Genomic DNA, 15,912 nt, shown 5'->3' with positions numbered 1-15,912 from the left:
ACGTATCTCGGGATGAGCAGTTGGGGGGCGGCTGCAAGCCGTGTGCCTACCCGTTCCGTAGACCACCGGACGAGGTGAAGACACGTGGAGCTCTGGCCGGCAGTTGTCTCCCGGCGAGAGCGGTGATAGGAGGGCGACCCGTTGCTCTCGGGAGATCGGGACTGCTGTCCCGGGGGAATCCAGAGCTCATCCTACTTACCGAGTGCGTGCCGTCGCCGCACCGCGGAGAGAAAGCTGTGAGCAAGCGAACGAAGCTCGTCTTTGTCACCGGTGGCGTCGTGTCCTCCATCGGAAAGGGCCTGACGTCGGCGTCAATCGGGGCACTCATGGAGGCGCGCGGCTTGCGGGTCACGCTCATGAAGGCGGACCCGTATATCAACGTGGATCCTGGCACGATGTCGCCATATCAGCACGGCGAGGTGTTCGTGACGGACGACGGAGCCGAGACCGATCTCGACTTGGGACACTACGAGCGATTTACCTCGGCGCGAATGACGCGCCTGAACAGCCTGACGACCGGGCGTGTCTACGAGGCAGTGATCGCCAAGGAGCGACTCGGGGAGTACAACGGTGGTACGGTGCAGGTGATCCCGCACGTGACGTACGAGATCAAGCAGCGCATGCTCGCGGCCGTGGAGGGCGCCGATCTCGGTATCATCGAGATCGGCGGCACAGTCGGCGACATCGAATCGCTCCCGTTCCTGGAGGCAATCCGGCAGATCAAGCTCGAGGTCGGGGCACAGCACGCGATCAACGTGCACGTTACGCTCGTTCCATACATCAGCACCGCCCACGAGTCGAAGACGAAGCCGACACAGCACGCGGTGATGCAGGCGCGCGAGATCGGCATCCAGCCGGACATCCTCGTATGTCGTTGCGATAGGCCGCTCTCGAAGAGCATCAAGGAGAAGATATCGCTGTTCTCCAACGTTCCGGTGCAGTGCGTGATCGCGGCCGCGGACGTCTCCTGCCTGTACGAGCTGCCCATCGCCCTGCATGGCGAGTACATGGACGAGCAGATCGCCGAGAAGCTCAACATCTGGGCACGTCAACCCGACCTCTCGAACTGGAGGAAGATCGTCGAGCGGTTCAAGAGTCCGTCGAATGGCGCCGTCAAGATCGGGATCATCGGGAAGTACGTGCACCTGCGCGACGCGTACAAGTCCCTCCACGAGGCGCTCATCCATGGGGGCATCCAGAACGATGTCCGCGTCGAGCTGGAGTACATCGATTCCGAGAAGATCGAGCAGGGGGAGCGCGACGTAAACCTGGAGGTGCTCGACGGCATCCTGGTTCCCGGTGGGTTCGGTGATCGCGGTGTGGAGGGGAAGATCGCGGCGATCCGCTTCGCCCGCGAGGCGCAGATCCCGTTCTTCGGCATCTGCCTGGGCATGCACCTGGCAGTGGTCGAGTACGCGCGGTACGTATGCGGGATCCGGAACGCTCACACGGTCGAGGTGGATCGAAGCACGAGCGCCCCGGTGGTGGACATCATGCCGGATCAGCGCGGCATCACCGAGAAGGGGGGGACGATGCGCCTCGGCGCTTACCCGTGCATCCTCGAGAAGGGGTCGCTCGCCGCGCATGCCTACGGGTCGACCCAGATCAGCGAGCGCCATCGCCATCGCTACGAGATATCGAACGCCTACCGGGACACGCTGATGCAGAACGGCATGACGATATCCGGCACATCGCCTGATCGGCGTCTCGTCGAGATGATCGAGCTGCGGGATCACCCCTACTTCGTCGGCTGCCAGTTTCACCCCGAGTTCAAGAGCAGCCCGAACTCGCCACATCCGCTCTTCAATCAGTTCGTGAGGGCCTCGATGCAGCGGCGGCACGAGCGAACCACGAAGGGCACGACTGCCGGCGCATCCGTGTCGTAGCGCCGGCGACTCCGGGCCAGAGCAGGGCCCGCACACCTGGTGAGCGAATGTGGTACGGACGGCGCATGCAGCGCTTCCTCGGATGTTGGCCACCTCGGTCTTCTGTCGCCTTCTGCCGCTGGGCCTCCGTCGTTGACGCGCGACACCGCGTGGCAAGGGGCACAAAATTCTGGAAGTACTGTAGTGTTGGGTCGCTGACTCCGGCCTCTCCGGCCTCCGCAAATGGCCTTGCAGGGCTGTTCTGGTGTTGGTAGAAATGACGTGTGCCGTCGAAGCTAGACCGTCACGCGGGACAGCTCGCAGCGCTGGGACACCCGGTGCGCCTGAGCATCTTGCGGTTCGTGGTTCAAGCAGGCGAAGACGGCGCATCGGCCGGTGAGATCCAGGGACACGTCGACCTGCCGGCCTCGACGCTGAGCCATCACCTGAAGCGGCTCGTCGACGCCGGGGTCATGAAATCCCGTGGGGAGGGGACGTTCCACTACTACAGCGCCGATTACGGCGCGCTCCAAGCGCTCACCTCGTACCTCTGGGAGGATTGTTGCAAGCGAGGTAAGGGGTGCTGCTGATTTTTTTTTCTTCTTTATTTCGATTTTTATCGAAGGATATCACCATGAATGTGCTCAAGCCTCATATCTCGCTCAACATCTCCAACATCGATGCCTCGGTCGCGTTCTATGAGAGGGCGTTCGGCGTGCGTGCTACGAAGCGCCGCCCCGGTTACGCGAAGTTCGATCTGGCGTCTCCGTCCCTGAACCTCACGATGCAGGAGGCGCCGCGCACCGGGGTCAACGCCAGTCATTTTGGTATTCAGGTCGCGAGCACGGAGGATGTCCTCGAGGCCAAGAGTCGCTTCGAGGCCGCTGAGCTCAAGACCTTCACGGAGGAGGACACGGCCTGCTGCTACGCGGTGCAGGACAAGGTGTGGATCGAGGACCCCGACGGCAACTCGTGGGAGGTGTTCGTCGTGAAGGGCGACGCGGACGTGATGGGGAGCCAGCCTGCGATGCCCTCGAAGAACGACGCTTCGTGCTGCGCACCCGCATGCTGCGTCCCGGCCAAGCTCAACGATGGCGCCGCGCGCTGATCTCGCGCGCAGGGCCGTCGCCGAGGCGCTCGGGACGGCTCTGCTGCTCGCCGCGGTGGTCGGGTCCGGCATCATGGCCGAGCGCCTTGCCGGCGGGAACGTGGCGCTCGCCCTGCTCGCGAACACCGTCGCGACGGGCGCCGCGCTGGTGGCGCTCATCCTGACCTTCGGCGCCATCTCCGGCGCGCATTTCAACCCTGCCGTCACGCTCGCCGACGCGAGCCAGGGTGGGCTCTCCTGGCGCGAGGTGCCCGCGTACATCCTGGCCCAGATCGCCGGGGCCTTCGCGGGCGTCGCCGTGGCTCATGTCATGTTCGGCGAGGCACTGTTCTCGGCGTCGCGGCACGAGCGCTCGGGGCTCGCCCAGATGGCGAGCGAGTTCGTTGCCACGTTCGGGTTGCTGGCCGTCATCTGGGGCAGCGCCCGGAGGCGGGTCGAGGCGGTTCCGTTCGCCGTTGGCGCGTACATCACGGCCGCATACTGGTTCACCTCGTCCACGTCGTTCGCCAACCCGGCTGTCACGCTTGCCAGGGCGGCGAGCGACACCTTCGCCGGCATCCGCCCGGCGGACGCACCTGGGTTTGTTGTCGCGCAGCTTGCAGGGGCAGCGGTGGCAACGCTGGCATTTCGCTGGCTCGTTCCCGCCCTGCCCAAGGTCGCCGATCGCGTAGTCGATCGCATACTCCCGGAGGATATGTCGTGAAGACCGTGCTTTTTGCCTGCGTTCACAACGCGGGTCGCTCACAGATGGCCGCGGCGTGGTTCAACGCCATGTCTGACCCATCCAAGGCGCGCGCCATTTCGGCCGGCACTCAGCCGGGCCCGGGCGTTCACCCGGAGGTGCTCGTCACGATGGCGGAGGTGGGGATCGATCTCTCGAGCGCGAAGCCGCAGCGTCTAACCGACGACCTCGCCCGCCAGGCGATGCTGCTCGTCACCATGGGATGCGGAGAGGTCTGCCCCGTGGTTCCAGGGCTGCGCCGTGAAGACTGGCCGCTCGAGGATCCCAAGGGCAAGCCGGTGGAGCGCGTTCGACAGATCCGCGATGCGGTCCGCGCGCGCGTGGCCGAGCTCGTCTCCCGCGAGGGGTGGGCCGCTGCTCTTACGGGCGACGCCGGATGACACGGACGGCCGCTCCGGATCGCGGCATGTCCACGCCGATAACTCGCCCTTCTGGGCCGACCTGCCTGGCGGCGAGGAAGCAGTCGAACCCGCCGCCGCTCCCGAGGTCGTTCCGGAAGCGACGTGGAGGTCGCGATCTGGCGGAAGGGTCGTTCCGGAGGCGACGTGGAGGTCGCGGCCTATCCAAGCCGTCGTTTTTTACCAGCGGGCTCGCCGCGGCGAGCTGCATCGTGCCGCTGATGCCGTGCCCGCTTGTGCATCCTTTGCCGAGCCGCGCGCCGAACATCATCAGGGCGCCCCCGCAAAACGCGGCCGCGTAGCGCTTTCCGCGGCTCTCCCCGAACCGCGCCCGCCATGCGCCCGGCAGCGAGGATCCTCGCGTGCCCGAGGCGCGCGAGGCCAGGAACGCGCCAAGGACGATGCCCGGGGCGAGCAGCACCTCCCAGTCGATCTTCGGCGTCGTCTCCCGCTTGGCCACGAACTCGTTCACCCGGCTGGCCTGCGGCGCGAGCCGGCGCGCCAGCGCGCTCGCCCCCGTCTCGAACGCGGACGTCACGCCGAGAGGCCGCTTCGCGGTCCCCATCGCGAACGTCTCCAGCGCTCCGATCGCGAGTCCGGCGATCTCCGGCGCCCAGCGCGCGCCTGCCTGCGAGCTCATCGTCGCGCTCCTTCGATATCCATGGTGGCGATCGTGCGCTCGGGGCCCTGCTTCGTCGGCAAACCGAGCTTCCCCCACGCCGTCATCCCGCCGAGGACGTTGGCGACCTCGGTGAAGCCGCGGCGACGGAGGACGCTCGTCGCGAGCCCAGCGCGATGCCCGACGCTGCAGACGAGCGCGATGCGGCCATGACGCGGCAGCGCGGGCTGGACCTTCTCGAAGTGCTCGTCGAGATAGCCCACGTACATGTGCCGCGCGCCTTCGATGTGCCCCTCCGCCTCGAACTCCTGATCATCGCGGACGTCGAGCACGGCGACGGCGCCGCCCGCGTCGTGGAGCTCGCGCGGGGTCATCGTGCCCGTCTTCTCGATGGGCATGCCGGCGTCCCGCCATGCGTCGAACCCTCCGGCGAGCACGCCAGAGACGTGATCGACGCCGACGCGCGCGAGGTGCAGGACCGCCGCCTCCACGTCCGCGGTGCGCGAGACGACCAGGTACACCCGGGTCGCCTCGTCCGCGACCCACCCGCCGAACACAGGGAGCCCAGCGAACCAGAGGTTCAGCGAGCCGGGCAGGTGGCCCGACGCGAACGCCTCGGGGTCGCGCGCGTCGAGCACCAGCCCCTGCTTGGACTCCGACGCGAACTTGCTTGGCGGCAGGAAGGGTACTTCACCGGGCTTCACGGAGAGCGGCTTGCCCCCTTCGAGGTTCAGCCTCTCCATCAAGCTGAAATAGGGTGGGCGCGGGATGCGCTCCGCGACCTTGGCGCGGGCGAAGTCGTCGGCCGACCTCACGAAGACGGGATTGTAGGCGCGCTCGAGGCCGAGCGTGGAATCGTCGCGCTCCGCGATGTTGCCCCCGCAGACCGAGCCGGAGCCGTGGGCGGGCCAGACGAGCGCCTGATCCCCGAGCGGGAGGAGCTTCTCGTGCACCGAGGCGAAGAGGAGGCGCGCGTTGTCGCTGGTCTTCTCGCGGTCGGGCAGGTCGGTCCGGCCCGTCTCCCCGATGAACAGCGTATCTCCGGTGAAGACGCCAAAGGCGCGCCCGGGCACGTCCGGGAGGAACACGGCATAACACGTGCTCTCCGGCGTGTGTCCCGGCGTATGGAGCGCGCGGATGCGCAGCCCGATCAGGTCGAGCTCCTCGCCGTCCCGCATCCGGATGTCGCTCTGTCCGAAGAGCGGATGATCTCCGCTCACGATCTTCGCGCCCGCCGCCTTCGCGAGGGCCCCAGATCCGATGACGAAGTCCTCGTGGCGGTGCGTCTCGAGGATGAACTTGAACACGAGATCCCTCTCCCGGGCCGCCGCGAGGACCTCGTCGATGTCCCTCCGCGGGTCCACCACGATCGCCTCGCCCTTGTTGCCGAGCAGGTAGGCGATGTGAGCGAGACCTGGAGTCTTCATCCGGTGTAGATGCATGCGCGGGAGCGGATGCAAGCGAGGCGCCAGACCGGCCGCCGCGAGCGATCGGCGCGACGCGCGAGCTCAAGGGGTCACCCGTCGCGCGCAGGACCGCCACGCCTCGACCTGTCCGCTGTGGCGAGATGGTGCGTCGCGCTCACGCCGCGCGGATATCGCTCTGGAACGGGGAGATGTTCTCCCGGAACATGAGCCACACGAAGAGACAGCGCATCTCGAAGTACTCGTCGGCCGCGATGCCCGCGAGCGTGGGGTCGAGCTCGCCGATGTCGTGCCCTTCCCAGAGGAAGCCCGGCACGCCGCGCGCCCGGCTGACGAGCCCGCCGCTCTGCAGCTGGTCGCGCGCGCGGAACCAGCGGGTGAGCGACATGTTGACCGCCGCCGTGAAGTCGGGCCGGTGCGCGATGCGCTCCGGCAACGCGACCTTGTCGAGGCCGGCCGACCAGCAAAGCCAGCAGAGGGCGGCCCACTCGGCTCGGGCCCTCCGCATCAGGAGAGAGACCGGCAGGGCTCCTGGGTCGAGCGCCTCGTCTACGGTGAGCTCGACGGTCTCGACGCCATTCTCGGTCTCCTCGGTCAAGGTCGCCTCTGTCCGCGCGAGCTCCACCGGCCCGTCCGGCAAGAGGTGCGACAGATCGGGCGGGAGCCACGGGCAGGGCTCCGTGCCCGGCAGGCTGCGCTGCACGGCCTCGCGCAGGCGCAGCAAGCGGGTGGCGTAGAGCTGGACCTTCTGCCGAACCTGCTCGATCGGCTGATCGAGCTCGACCGTGGCCGATGTGTCGCCGGGCACCGGATCGATGGCCTGGCGCGCCGGCCAGAAAGCGAACTCCGGGTACAGCAGCCGCACGAAGGTCCTGAGGTGCTCGGCCACGGCGGGGGCGTCGGCCTCGACGCGGTCGGCGTCCTCGAGCACCCCGCGCGTGTCGCCGAGATCGAGCCGCAGGAGCGCGCGCGTGATGCAGGTCGAGCGGCGCTCGGGCACGAGCAGCAGCGCCGCCTCGACGAGCGAGAGCGCGACGCGACGCGAGCCCCGGAAGACGGCGGCGAGCGTGCGGTACGCCGCGCTCGGCTCGGCGCCGAGCAAGAGCTCGTCCAGGACGCCGAGCGCGGTCGCGTCGGACGCCTCGAGCAGCGCTCGCCCGCGTTGCTCCACGACCTCGGGTCTCGGCTGCAGCGTCGCACCGCGCAGGAACTCGGCGAGCCTCTCTCGCTCGCCCCCGCGGGCCGCCGCGCGGGCCGCGGCGCAGCAGGCCTCGCGCGCGCGGCCGTCCTGCAAGAGCTCTCGCGCGAGGGCCCAGACGCGCTCGGCGTCCCACGCCGCGATCTCTTCGGCGAGCGCGGGCGACGCGCCGAGGCTCGCCTCGTCGAGGGCCGCGCCGAGCTCGCGTCGAACCACCGGCGCCCCGTCCGCGTCGAGCCCCGTGAACGCTCCGACCGGGTGACCGTGCGCATACTGGCCGCGCTCCTCGCGCACGCGCCGGTCGAGGTAAGGGCTCGTGTCCGGATCGGGAAACCAGCGGACGGACGGGCCGTGGAAGCGCCCCTGGGGATCGAAGTGCCGCTCCTCGGAAGGGCGGCCCATCGCGTCGTACCGGAGCTCGCGATGACGCGCGCCAGCGCGAACCTCGATCTCCTGAGAGGGCTTGCCCTCGCGCGTGAAGTAACGGTCGATGAGCGAGGCCGAGGCTTCGTCCTCCTCGCGGACCAGCCATCGTTGCGAGCCGTGGTCGTAGTCGGCCTCTCCTGCGACGCCGGCGGGTCTGTCGGGCCAGCGGGAGCCGTCCGCGGAGATCGGGTACCCGTCGCGGTCGTGAAAGACCTGGCGCAGGATGCTCCCTTGCCGATAGCGCGTTCGCAGCTCCCAGGCGCCGGGCGGCACACAGCACGGTCGTAACCTGAGCTCCGTCGGGGCGTCGCTGCCATACACCACGACCTCGCCGTCGAGCTCGCCGCCCCGGTAGCGCCCGCGCTGCGCGGGTTGACCGTTCGGGTGGAACAAGGTGAACGGCCCGTCCTTCACCCCACCCGCGTAGCAGCAGCGCGAGAGCAACGAGCCGTCGCTCGCGCGGTAGACGTGGCACTCGCCCGAGCGGCGGCCGTCGGCGTCGGTCTCCACGAGCTCGAACGTGCCGTGCTCGGGGTTGTACCTGGCTGAAGGAGGAATCGACGGAGGCCGCTCCGCGCCGTGGTGTGCCGTGGAGTCCACGCATCACAGTCTATCGGCTTTCGCGCCGAGAAGGCGGCCCTTCACGCTGATTGCAAAGATCCACGAAGCGCGGGTTCGGGGCGAGCGGCGCCTGCCCGAGCGCCGCTCCGAGCCACCGGAGCTCGATCCTCTCGAGGACCGCCTGCGCAGCGGATCGCTGCAGCTGGCGCCGCGCTACTGGTCGGCGGTGTCGCCGGTGCAGATGACGAACTGCGTCGCGCCGTCCAGGGCTGCGCCGTCGCCGGTGAACCGGACCTGGCGGCGCTCTGTGGACGGGCACTTGGCGACGACTTCGTCTCGGCCGAAGCCGAGCCGCGGGTCGACATAACACCACCCGTGCACCTTCTCGCCGCCGACCTCGACCGGCGCAGGAGGCACCGTGTCCTGGCACGCCGCGAGCTCGTCCGGCGTCTTCAGCTGCTCGACCTCGCAGACGCAGTTCCAGCCGTTCGCCGCCGCCACCGGATCCTCGAGCACCATCCGCTTCGCGGCGAGGTTCTCGCGGAGCACCTCCCGCCGCGCCGTGAGCCCGTCGCAGCCGCACTTCCCCTCGGCTGTGCTCCGCGCCTCGAGGACGAGGCAGCTGACCTGTCCGCTTTCGTTCGGCTGGAGCGCGCGGGGCAGGCACTGCCCGCCGAGCTTCGTCTTCAGGCGATCGACGATCGCGCCGATCGCCGGCCGATAGCCGAAGTCGAGCCGGTCCTCCGCCGGGAACTCGAGCTGCGCCGGGCACACGGAGCCGACGATGCCCTGCTCCCCGAGGTCTCGGATGAGCTCGAGCTGCCGCAGGCCCGGATAGGCCTTCGCGCTGACCTGGAGGTTGCTGTCGGTGCCGTCGGGGTTGTCCTTGCACAGGGGGCTGTCTCGGTCTTCAGTGCCCTTGCAGTCATCGCCCGTCACGGGCTCGCGCAACGGGAACGTGCAAGCGTACTGGAGGTCGCCGAAACCCGGGTTCGGGTTCCATTCATGGCCGTTGATGGCGTTGGCGTCGTCCGGCGAGTCCGGGCTGGCGATGCGCGTCCCGGTGATCGGGTTCTCGCCGTCGCGGGGGAGCGGCGACTCGATCATGTGGGGATCGCCCGGGCTCCGGCGCGACTTCGGATCTCCGAGGATGATGTCCCAGGTGCTCGCGAAGCCCGCGTTCGGGGCGCTCAGCTCCTTGGCGCTCTTGAAGCCGCCGACGCGGTTGCCCTCCTGGTCCCTGCCTTCCCGGAGATTGGGCTGACCCGCGCCGTCCTGGCGCGCGATGTCCTGCCACGGGACGCCCACGAGGCCCGCGAAGAACACGTACTCCGGCGGGCGGACCGCGCTGTTCTCGTCCTCCGGGTCGAGATCCGAGAAGATCGGGTTGTCGACGAGATTGCCCTGGTGATCCTGGATCCGCGTCTGCGTGAGCGCGTCCGTGTAGCGGTCGATCGGGTAGAGCAGATCGATGCCGAACCGGCGCTTCTGGTCGAAGCAGCGCAGGTTGTGCGGGTCCTCGTTCGGGCGGAGCGTCTTCGGCTGTCCATCCGGGCCGCAGGTCTCCTCGTCCAGCGGGCACTCGCCCCTGGGCGCCCCGCAGGACTTGCAGCACGGGTCGTCCAGGCCCTTCTCCGCGCACTCCCTGCGCGGCGCGAACATCCGAAAAACGTCGCCGCCGTCGTCCTTCTGCTTCGCGACCCAGAAGGCGTTCCCCCCCTCCTTGATGGAACAGTCGTTCTCGTCCGACAGCATGACGATCGCGAGCAGCGAGTCCGGCCGCAGGAACGCCTTGCGCTGATCCAGGAGCTTCCTGTCCACGCCGCGCCGCTCCGCTTTGCCGTTCACCACCTCGAGGGTCTCGTAGGGCGCGGGGTCCACGAGGAAGCGGTACCAGCTCTCCAGCTGCGACTCGAAGCCGCAGCCGTTGTCGGCCACCCCTCGGACCATGTTCGTCAGCGTCGGCACCAGGCCGCGCCCCGCGCCGTCGTCGAGGATCGACTCGCCCGCGGGGCTGAGCTTCTGCTCCGGATCCCAGGCGAGGAACCCCAGGTTCTGGTAGGTCGGCGGGTCGTTGTCTGCGTCGTCGTGGTCGTCCCTGTCGCTCCGCGCGATGAGGTGTCCCTTGTCGTTGTTGAAGAAGGTGAGCAGATCCTCGGGGCACGAGTCCGCGCCATGGCTGCCGAGGCTCGTGCTGATGATCCCGATGTGGATGTCGACGACGGGCTCGAATTCGCGCTCCTTGCCGCTCGGGCAGCGGCCGTCCTCCCCCGGCGGGGACGAGTCCAGGGGGTCCAGCGGATCGATGCACCGGGGGTCGACCAGGCGCCTCACGAGATCGGGAACGGCCAGCGCGAGGATGTCCTGCTTGTCCTTCATCGACGATGAGTTGTCGATGGTCAGGAGGAGATCGATCTTGTCGACGCGCCGCGGGAGCCGCTCGACGACGGTGCCAGTCGTGCGCGTGTCCTGATGGGCTATCGGGCGGCTCAGGCACCCCGGGAGGAGCGATATGCCGCCGACGACGAGGGAGCACAAAAGCGACGCTGCCGCGCGGGCAGCGCGGGACGGAGGACGAGCGGGCATGGATCCTTCCTTGCGCGAGAGATGGAGTGGGCCCTTCGCGCGCCATGCGCGCGGAGCCGGCGCGCCCGTCTCGCGCGGAGTGGGTGACAGGCCGCCTGGCGATCGCGTATCAGACGCCGAGAGGGGGTGTTCTCTTGGCTACGTGGCGAGATGAGCGCGACCCCATCACGAAAATCCACGAACCATGGAGAGGCCGCGGTGCGGTGGCCGCGTCGCACCGTGGGCGGTAGCAGCTCGTGTCACGGGCGGCACAGCGGCCATCGCGGGCGGAGGCGCCGCCGCCTCGTCGGAGGCGGCCTGCGCCGGTATGCGATGGGTTTGAAATTATGTGTAGGGTGGAATCGTGAAGGCCGGGCGCCAGGCCGTCCTCGGCCGGCGGCGGGGGCTCAGCTCTCGGCGGAGGCGGCCGTCTCGGCGCCAGCGACGAGCGGCGCGTACTGCGCGAGGAACTTGCTCCAGCGCTTGTGCTTGCGGCCGGGCTTCCGGGAGCTCTGGGCGCTCCGCTCCTGCTTCTGGGTGACCTTGAGGGTGAGGTGCTCGTGCTGGCGCGTAGGGCGATGCATGGCGGCGGATGCTGCTCGAACGCGCCCCGCTCTGCAAGCCTCAACGCGACGGAGCCCGCGCCTGCTCGCTCCGTCCGTCCCGCTCCGTCCCCAGCCGGCCGAAGCTGTGGATCCCGTAGATGAGCACCAGGAGCGCGAGCACCGTGAGCCCCATGCCCGCGTCCGACGGCCCGACGCCGACCAGCGCGAGCCCGGCGACGAGGAGCAACCCCCCGCCGCCGAGCGCGCGTCGCGCGCGCTCCTCGGCCTCTCGCTCTCTCCGGTGCCCCCGGCGGCGCGCCGGCCCGCCCTCCTCGCGCGCGCTCACTGGAACTTCTGCGTCCGCGCGTAGGTGATGAAGTCCTGCACGTCGCGCGTCAGCTCGCGCTCGGCGGTGATCGTCGTGCGCTCGTGCGACTCGCCGACGAGGTCGTCGTAGAGGTAGTTCTGCTGGTAGAGGAGCACGAGGCGAATGGCCCCGTCCGGCCCGCCGCGGACGATGCGTAGCTTCTCGTCCCGGCCGTTCGGCGGCGGGATCGCGGCGCCGAGCGCCTGGGCGTCCTCCTCGGTCACGTAGACGACGCCGTACGAGCGGCTCTGCACGCCGACATCGACGCGCACCTTCTGCCCGCTGGTCAGCTCGACCTCGCGCCCGCGCGCCGGCTGCGCGCCCTCGTGCGCCATCGCCCGGCGGATCACCTCGATCGCTCTGCGCTCGTCGAGGGCGCGCAACGGGTTCGGCGCGCGCGCCTCGCCGCCGCTGCACGCCGCCAGCGCGAGCGCCGCGGTCGCGATCCCCAGCGCGAGGCGCGCCGCCCCCCGCGCGCCGCGGGCGAGGCGGCGCGCGTCCCGAGCTTGCCCGGGCGCGAGCGCGCGTGCTGAAGGCCGATGCTGAAGGGGGCCGAGATGGGGAGCCCCCGAGCCTTGATGAAGCTTCCTCGACATGAGCGGCATGAGAGTAGCCAACCGCCCGGAGCTTCGCTACTTCTCCCGACATGGCGCGGCTCGCGGCGATCGACATCGGATCCAACGCCATCCGGCTTCGCATCGTCGACGTCGATCCTCCGGCGCTCGGGGCGTTCGGGGCCGGCTGGGATCCGGCGCTCGCCGGGGCCGCGACCGGCGCGCCCGACGCGCCGCGCTTCCACCCGTTCCGCGATGTCCATGCGGATCGCGCGTCGGTGCGTCTCGGGCACGACGTGTTCACGAAGGGCCGGCTCGAGTCCGGGGTCATCGGCGCCGCCTGCGAGGCGCTCCGGCGCTTCCGCACGGCGATGGATGCGGCCAAGGTCGACCGCTACCGGGCCGTGGCGACGAGCGCCGCGCGCGAGGCCCAGAACGGCGACCTCTTCGTCGAGCGCGCCGCGCGCGAGGCCGGCGTCCACATCGAGGTCATCGAGGGGATCGAGGAGGCGCGCCTCGTCCAGCTCGCCGTCCGCGAGCGCGTCGCGCTCGGCGAGCGGACCGCGCTCCTCGTCGACATCGGCGGCGGCTCCACCGAGCTCACGCTGCTCCGCGGCCGCGGGGCCGTCTTCTCGCGCTCGCTCCCCGTGGGGACGGTGCGGATGGTCGAGGCCTTCCTCGAGGATCGCCGCCCGGTCGACGCGGGGCACCGGCGGCTCGTCGAGGAGTACGTCGATCGCGTCATGGTCGAGGCCACGCGCGAGATCGTGGAGCTGCTCGGCGAGGGGTCGGGCTCGGGGGTCGATCTGCTCGTCGGCACGGGCGGCAACATCGAGACGCTCGCGGAGCTCTGCCCCGCGCCGGCAGGGTCCGCGGAGGGGCGGGCGATCGACGTGGCCGCGATGTCCCGCCTGCTCGACGAGATGGCGTCGAAGACGCCCGAGGAGCGCGCGCAGATCTACGGCCTGCGCCCGGACCGCGCCGACACCATCGTCCCCGCGGCGACGATCCTGGGCCGCATCGCCCGGGCGTTCGCGCAGCGGATCATCGTCGCTCCCGGGGTCGGGCTCAAGGAGGGCGTGCTCGTCGATCTCGCCCACGCCCACTTCCTCGGCCCCGACTTCCGCGGCGAGGCCGCCGCGGTCAGCGACGCCTGCGTCCGGCTCGGCCGCCGCTACCACTTCGACGAGAAGCACGGCGCGCTCGTGGCCCGCTTCGCCGAGCGGCTGTTCGACGACCTCGCGCCGCGCCATCGCCTCGGCCAGCGCGACCGGATCCTCCTGCGCGCGGCGGCCCTGCTCCACGACATCGGCGACTTCGTCCGCTACGAGGGGCACCACAAGCACAGCTATTACGTCATCGCCCACAGCGACCTCATGGGCCTGACCCCGGAGGAGCGCGCGATCGTCGCGAACATCGCGCGCTACCACAGGAAGTCGCCGCCCAGCATGGACCACGACAACTTCCGCGCGCTCTCGCGCGACGCGCGCGCCAAGGTGAAGGCCATGGCGTCGATCCTCCGCATCGCCGACGCGCTCGATCGCGAGCACCGGGCGAAGGTCGCGGAGGTGAGCGGCCGCATCGAGGGCGACACGCTGGTGATCGAGGTGCAGGGCGCGGAGGACCGGGCGCTCGAGGAGTGGACGGTCGTCGCGAAGGCGGGGATGCTGCGCGACGCGCTCGGCCTGGAGGTGCGGATGGTCGACGCCACGCCGAGATCGCGCCCGCCTCCGGCCGCGAGCGCGGGCGGCTGACGCGAGCGCGGGCGGGGTCGACGCCCGAAAAAGGCGCCGTGGCCTTTGCGTGGAGCCCCGCGGGCCACCATGAAGTTCGGCACGGGGGAGGTCCTGCCCCCGTGGAGGAGCGCGGTGATGCCGTACCGACGGGCGCGGCTGCGCCGCCGCGGAACAGGGGCGAGCGACCGTTGACGCTGAAATCTCCGAAGCTGATGGAGGCCCGCCGCGCCGCCGGCATCCTGAGGTCTGCCCTGCGCGGGCACACGGGCGATCTGACGCTCGCCGACGCGTCGGCGAAGAGCGGCCTGCCGCTGCGCGACGCGGAGAGCGGCCTGCACCTGCTCGTCAGCGAGCACCGCGGGCACCTCAAGGCGACGTCCGAAGGTGAGCTGCTCTTCCGCTTCCCGTACGGCTTCACCAAGCCGTGGGAGACCCGCACGCGCCTCACGCGCGCGCTCCAGGCCGTCCTCCGGGTCGCCGCCGGCGTGGCTCGCTTCGTCGTGCGGGCGTGGATCGCGATCGTGCTGATCGCGTACGTCGTGATCTTCGTCGGGATCCTGATCGCCCAGCTGTTCGCCCGCTCGAGCAGCGACTCCCGCAATCACGACGGCGTCCCCGGATCGTTCGCCGGGTACTTCCTCTTTCGGCTGGTCCTCGACGCGATCTTCTGGACGTTCCACCCGTTCTCGCCGTTCGTGTGGACGTCCGAGCCGGCGTGGTCCTCGTCGCACGGCCACCGCGGGGCGCTCGGGCGGCGGCGCGACGAGACGCCCTTCTACGAGAAGGTGAACCGGTTCTTCTTCGGCCCGACGCCCGAGCCGCGCGATCCGCTCGAGGCCGAGAAGCTCATCCTGGCCGAGATCCGCGCGCAGCGGGGCCGGATCGGGCTCGCCGACGTGATGCGCGTGACGGGGCTCTCGCGCGACGAGGCGGATCCGCGGATGGCGCGGCTGATGCTCGACTACGACGGCACGGTCGACGTCTCCGAGGAGGGGGGCATCGTCTACCGGTTCGAGGCGATCCGGCGGACGGCGGCGGAGGCGCCGGCGCGGGCGCCCGCGCCGGTCTGGGCGAAGCGCGAGGAGCTGCCTCCGCTGACCGGGAACGGGCCGGGGATGAACGCGCTCATCGTCGCGCTCAACGGGTTCAACCTGCTGATGAGCCTCTACGCGCTCGGGGCCCACCTTACGCTGGACAACCTCGGGCTCCTGGCGCAGGGCGTCCCGATGGCGGAGCTGCCCGCCACGGGGACGGCGGTCGCGCTCGGGGTGGTGCCGCTCGTCTTCTCGCTCGCGCTCTTCGCGCTGCCGCTCGGCCGGGCGCTCCTGCGCCCGCTGAAGCAGCGGAGGCTCGCCCGGCGGAACGGCCGGCGGGCGGTGCTACGGGCGATCCTTAGCCGCGTCGGCGCGCGGCAGGGCCGGGAGCCGATCACGGAGGCGGTGCTCCAGCGGGCGTGGCAGGAGGCGGCGGGGGAGCCGCCGCGCTCGGAGGAGATCACCCGCGAGGTGGTCGCCCTCGGGGGCGACGTCGACCTCGAGGCGGGCGAGGGGATCCGGTACCGCTTTCCCGATCTGGAGACCGAGGCGAAGGCCCTCGAGGCCGAGCGGGAGGCGGCCTCCGAGGAAGAGGCGCGCGCCGGGAAGGTGATCTTCTCGTCCGACGCGTGAGCGCCGTCGCAGACGGTTTTTTCTGTGGTGCTTGATGAGGGCGCTGACAAAAACCGTCGATGACGTGGGGGTGCGTACGGCGCCGCGCCGCACGGAACCGCCGTTCATTGACGCGCTCTGGTCCGGACGTCTACGTT

The 15,912-nt window shown here is 70.0% G+C and carries 14 protein-coding genes; 7 read left to right on the top strand and 7 right to left on the bottom strand.

Features of this window, described 5'->3' with window-relative positions:
* The first annotated feature begins 236 nt into the window (after positions 1-236).
* The 5 genes from WMF34_RS29065 (at position 237) to WMF34_RS29045 (ending at position 4,095) form a co-directional block, all read left to right on the top strand.
* The gene (locus WMF34_RS29065) at positions 237-1,886 is read left to right on the top strand and encodes a CTP synthase (protein WP_012238246.1); all 1,650 of its coding nucleotides are present in this window, start codon (positions 237-239) and stop codon (positions 1,884-1,886) included.
* Between the two features lie 263 nt (positions 1,887-2,149).
* On the top strand, positions 2,150-2,455 hold the full coding sequence (locus tag WMF34_RS29060) for an ArsR/SmtB family transcription factor (RefSeq protein ID WP_044966040.1): 306 nt from the start codon (positions 2,150-2,152) through the stop codon (positions 2,453-2,455).
* Between the two features lie 44 nt (positions 2,456-2,499).
* Positions 2,500-2,973, top strand: a complete 474-nt coding sequence (locus WMF34_RS29055) for an ArsI/CadI family heavy metal resistance metalloenzyme (RefSeq protein ID WP_012238244.1) — start codon at positions 2,500-2,502, stop codon at positions 2,971-2,973.
* Positions 2,957-3,676 carry an aquaporin gene (locus WMF34_RS29050; RefSeq protein WP_012238243.1) on the top strand — a complete coding sequence of 240 codons (720 nt, stop codon included), beginning with the start codon at positions 2,957-2,959 and terminating at the stop codon, positions 3,674-3,676. Before WMF34_RS29055 ends, WMF34_RS29050 begins: the two co-directional genes overlap by 17 nt.
* Positions 3,673-4,095 carry an arsenate reductase ArsC gene (locus WMF34_RS29045; RefSeq protein ID WP_012238242.1) on the top strand — a complete coding sequence of 141 codons (423 nt, stop codon included), beginning with the start codon at positions 3,673-3,675 and terminating at the stop codon, positions 4,093-4,095. Before WMF34_RS29050 ends, WMF34_RS29045 begins: the two co-directional genes overlap by 4 nt.
* Here WMF34_RS29045 and WMF34_RS29040 read toward each other — a convergent pair.
* The 7 genes from WMF34_RS29040 to WMF34_RS29010 form a co-directional block, all read right to left on the bottom strand.
* Entirely contained in the window at positions 4,076-4,753 is a 678-nt protein-coding gene (locus WMF34_RS29040; protein WP_437989833.1) for a YeeE/YedE thiosulfate transporter family protein, read from the bottom strand. The two genes, WMF34_RS29045 and WMF34_RS29040, sit on opposite strands and share 20 nt — an antisense overlap.
* On the bottom strand, positions 4,750-6,159 hold the full coding sequence (locus WMF34_RS29035; protein ID WP_437989832.1) for an MBL fold metallo-hydrolase: 1,410 nt from the start codon (positions 6,157-6,159) through the stop codon (positions 4,750-4,752). The genes WMF34_RS29040 and WMF34_RS29035 overlap by 4 nt, the downstream gene beginning before the upstream one ends.
* A gap of 154 nt (positions 6,160-6,313) precedes the next feature.
* Positions 6,314-8,380, bottom strand: a complete 2,067-nt coding sequence (locus WMF34_RS29030) for a toxin-antitoxin system YwqK family antitoxin (protein WP_437989831.1) — start codon at positions 8,378-8,380, stop codon at positions 6,314-6,316.
* 174 nt (positions 8,381-8,554) lie between these two features.
* Positions 8,555-10,927 carry a hypothetical protein gene (locus tag WMF34_RS29025; RefSeq protein WP_437989830.1) on the bottom strand — a complete coding sequence of 791 codons (2,373 nt, stop codon included), beginning with the start codon at positions 10,925-10,927 and terminating at the stop codon, positions 8,555-8,557.
* A gap of 386 nt (positions 10,928-11,313) precedes the next feature.
* Positions 11,314-11,490, bottom strand: a complete 177-nt coding sequence (locus WMF34_RS29020) for a hypothetical protein (protein WP_012238237.1) — start codon at positions 11,488-11,490, stop codon at positions 11,314-11,316.
* A 40-nt stretch (positions 11,491-11,530) separates the two neighbouring features.
* Positions 11,531-11,797 carry a hypothetical protein gene (locus tag WMF34_RS29015; protein ID WP_012238236.1) on the bottom strand — a complete coding sequence of 89 codons (267 nt, stop codon included), beginning with the start codon at positions 11,795-11,797 and terminating at the stop codon, positions 11,531-11,533.
* Positions 11,794-12,414, bottom strand: a complete 621-nt coding sequence (locus tag WMF34_RS29010) for a hypothetical protein (protein ID WP_157906975.1) — start codon at positions 12,412-12,414, stop codon at positions 11,794-11,796. The genes WMF34_RS29015 and WMF34_RS29010 overlap by 4 nt, the downstream gene beginning before the upstream one ends.
* A 50-nt stretch (positions 12,415-12,464) precedes the next feature.
* On the opposite strand from WMF34_RS29010, the gene WMF34_RS29005 reads away from it, so the two are divergent.
* Both WMF34_RS29005 and WMF34_RS29000 read left to right on the top strand, forming a co-directional pair.
* Complete coding sequence (locus WMF34_RS29005; RefSeq protein ID WP_012238234.1) at positions 12,465-14,126, top strand: Ppx/GppA phosphatase family protein; 1,662 nt, start codon at positions 12,465-12,467, stop codon at positions 14,124-14,126.
* Positions 14,127-14,296: 170 nt separating this feature from the next.
* Positions 14,297-15,775 (top strand): hypothetical protein, encoded by a 1,479-nt coding sequence (locus tag WMF34_RS29000; RefSeq protein ID WP_231864300.1) that lies wholly within the window; start codon positions 14,297-14,299, stop codon positions 15,773-15,775.
* Positions 15,776-15,912: the final 137 nt, after the last annotated feature.

The organism is Sorangium sp. So ce145, assembly GCF_051525985.1.
GTDB classification, from domain to species: domain Bacteria; phylum Myxococcota_A; class Polyangia; order Polyangiales; family Polyangiaceae; genus Sorangium; species Sorangium cellulosum_B.
This window is presented reverse-complemented; position numbering and strand designations above follow the sequence as displayed.

Excerpts from the sequence above, each read along its gene's own strand:
- WMF34_RS29035 (WP_437989832.1), bottom strand. The coding sequence starts at position 6,159 with ATGAAGACTCCAGGTCTCGCTCACATCGCCTACCTGCTCGGCAACAAG.
- WMF34_RS29040 (WP_437989833.1), bottom strand. The coding sequence starts at position 4,753 with ATGAGCTCGCAGGCAGGCGCGCGCTGGGCGCCGGAGATCGCCGGACTC.
- WMF34_RS29055 (WP_012238244.1), top strand. The coding sequence starts at position 2,500 with ATGAATGTGCTCAAGCCTCATATCTCGCTCAACATCTCCAACATCGAT.
- WMF34_RS29020 (WP_012238237.1), bottom strand. The coding sequence starts at position 11,490 with ATGCATCGCCCTACGCGCCAGCACGAGCACCTCACCCTCAAGGTCACC.
- WMF34_RS29050 (WP_012238243.1), top strand. The coding sequence starts at position 2,957 with ATGGCGCCGCGCGCTGATCTCGCGCGCAGGGCCGTCGCCGAGGCGCTC.
- WMF34_RS29005 (WP_012238234.1), top strand. The coding sequence starts at position 12,465 with ATGGCGCGGCTCGCGGCGATCGACATCGGATCCAACGCCATCCGGCTT.
- WMF34_RS29025 (WP_437989830.1), bottom strand. The coding sequence starts at position 10,927 with ATGCCCGCTCGTCCTCCGTCCCGCGCTGCCCGCGCGGCAGCGTCGCTT.
- WMF34_RS29010 (WP_157906975.1), bottom strand. The coding sequence starts at position 12,414 with ATGTCGAGGAAGCTTCATCAAGGCTCGGGGGCTCCCCATCTCGGCCCC.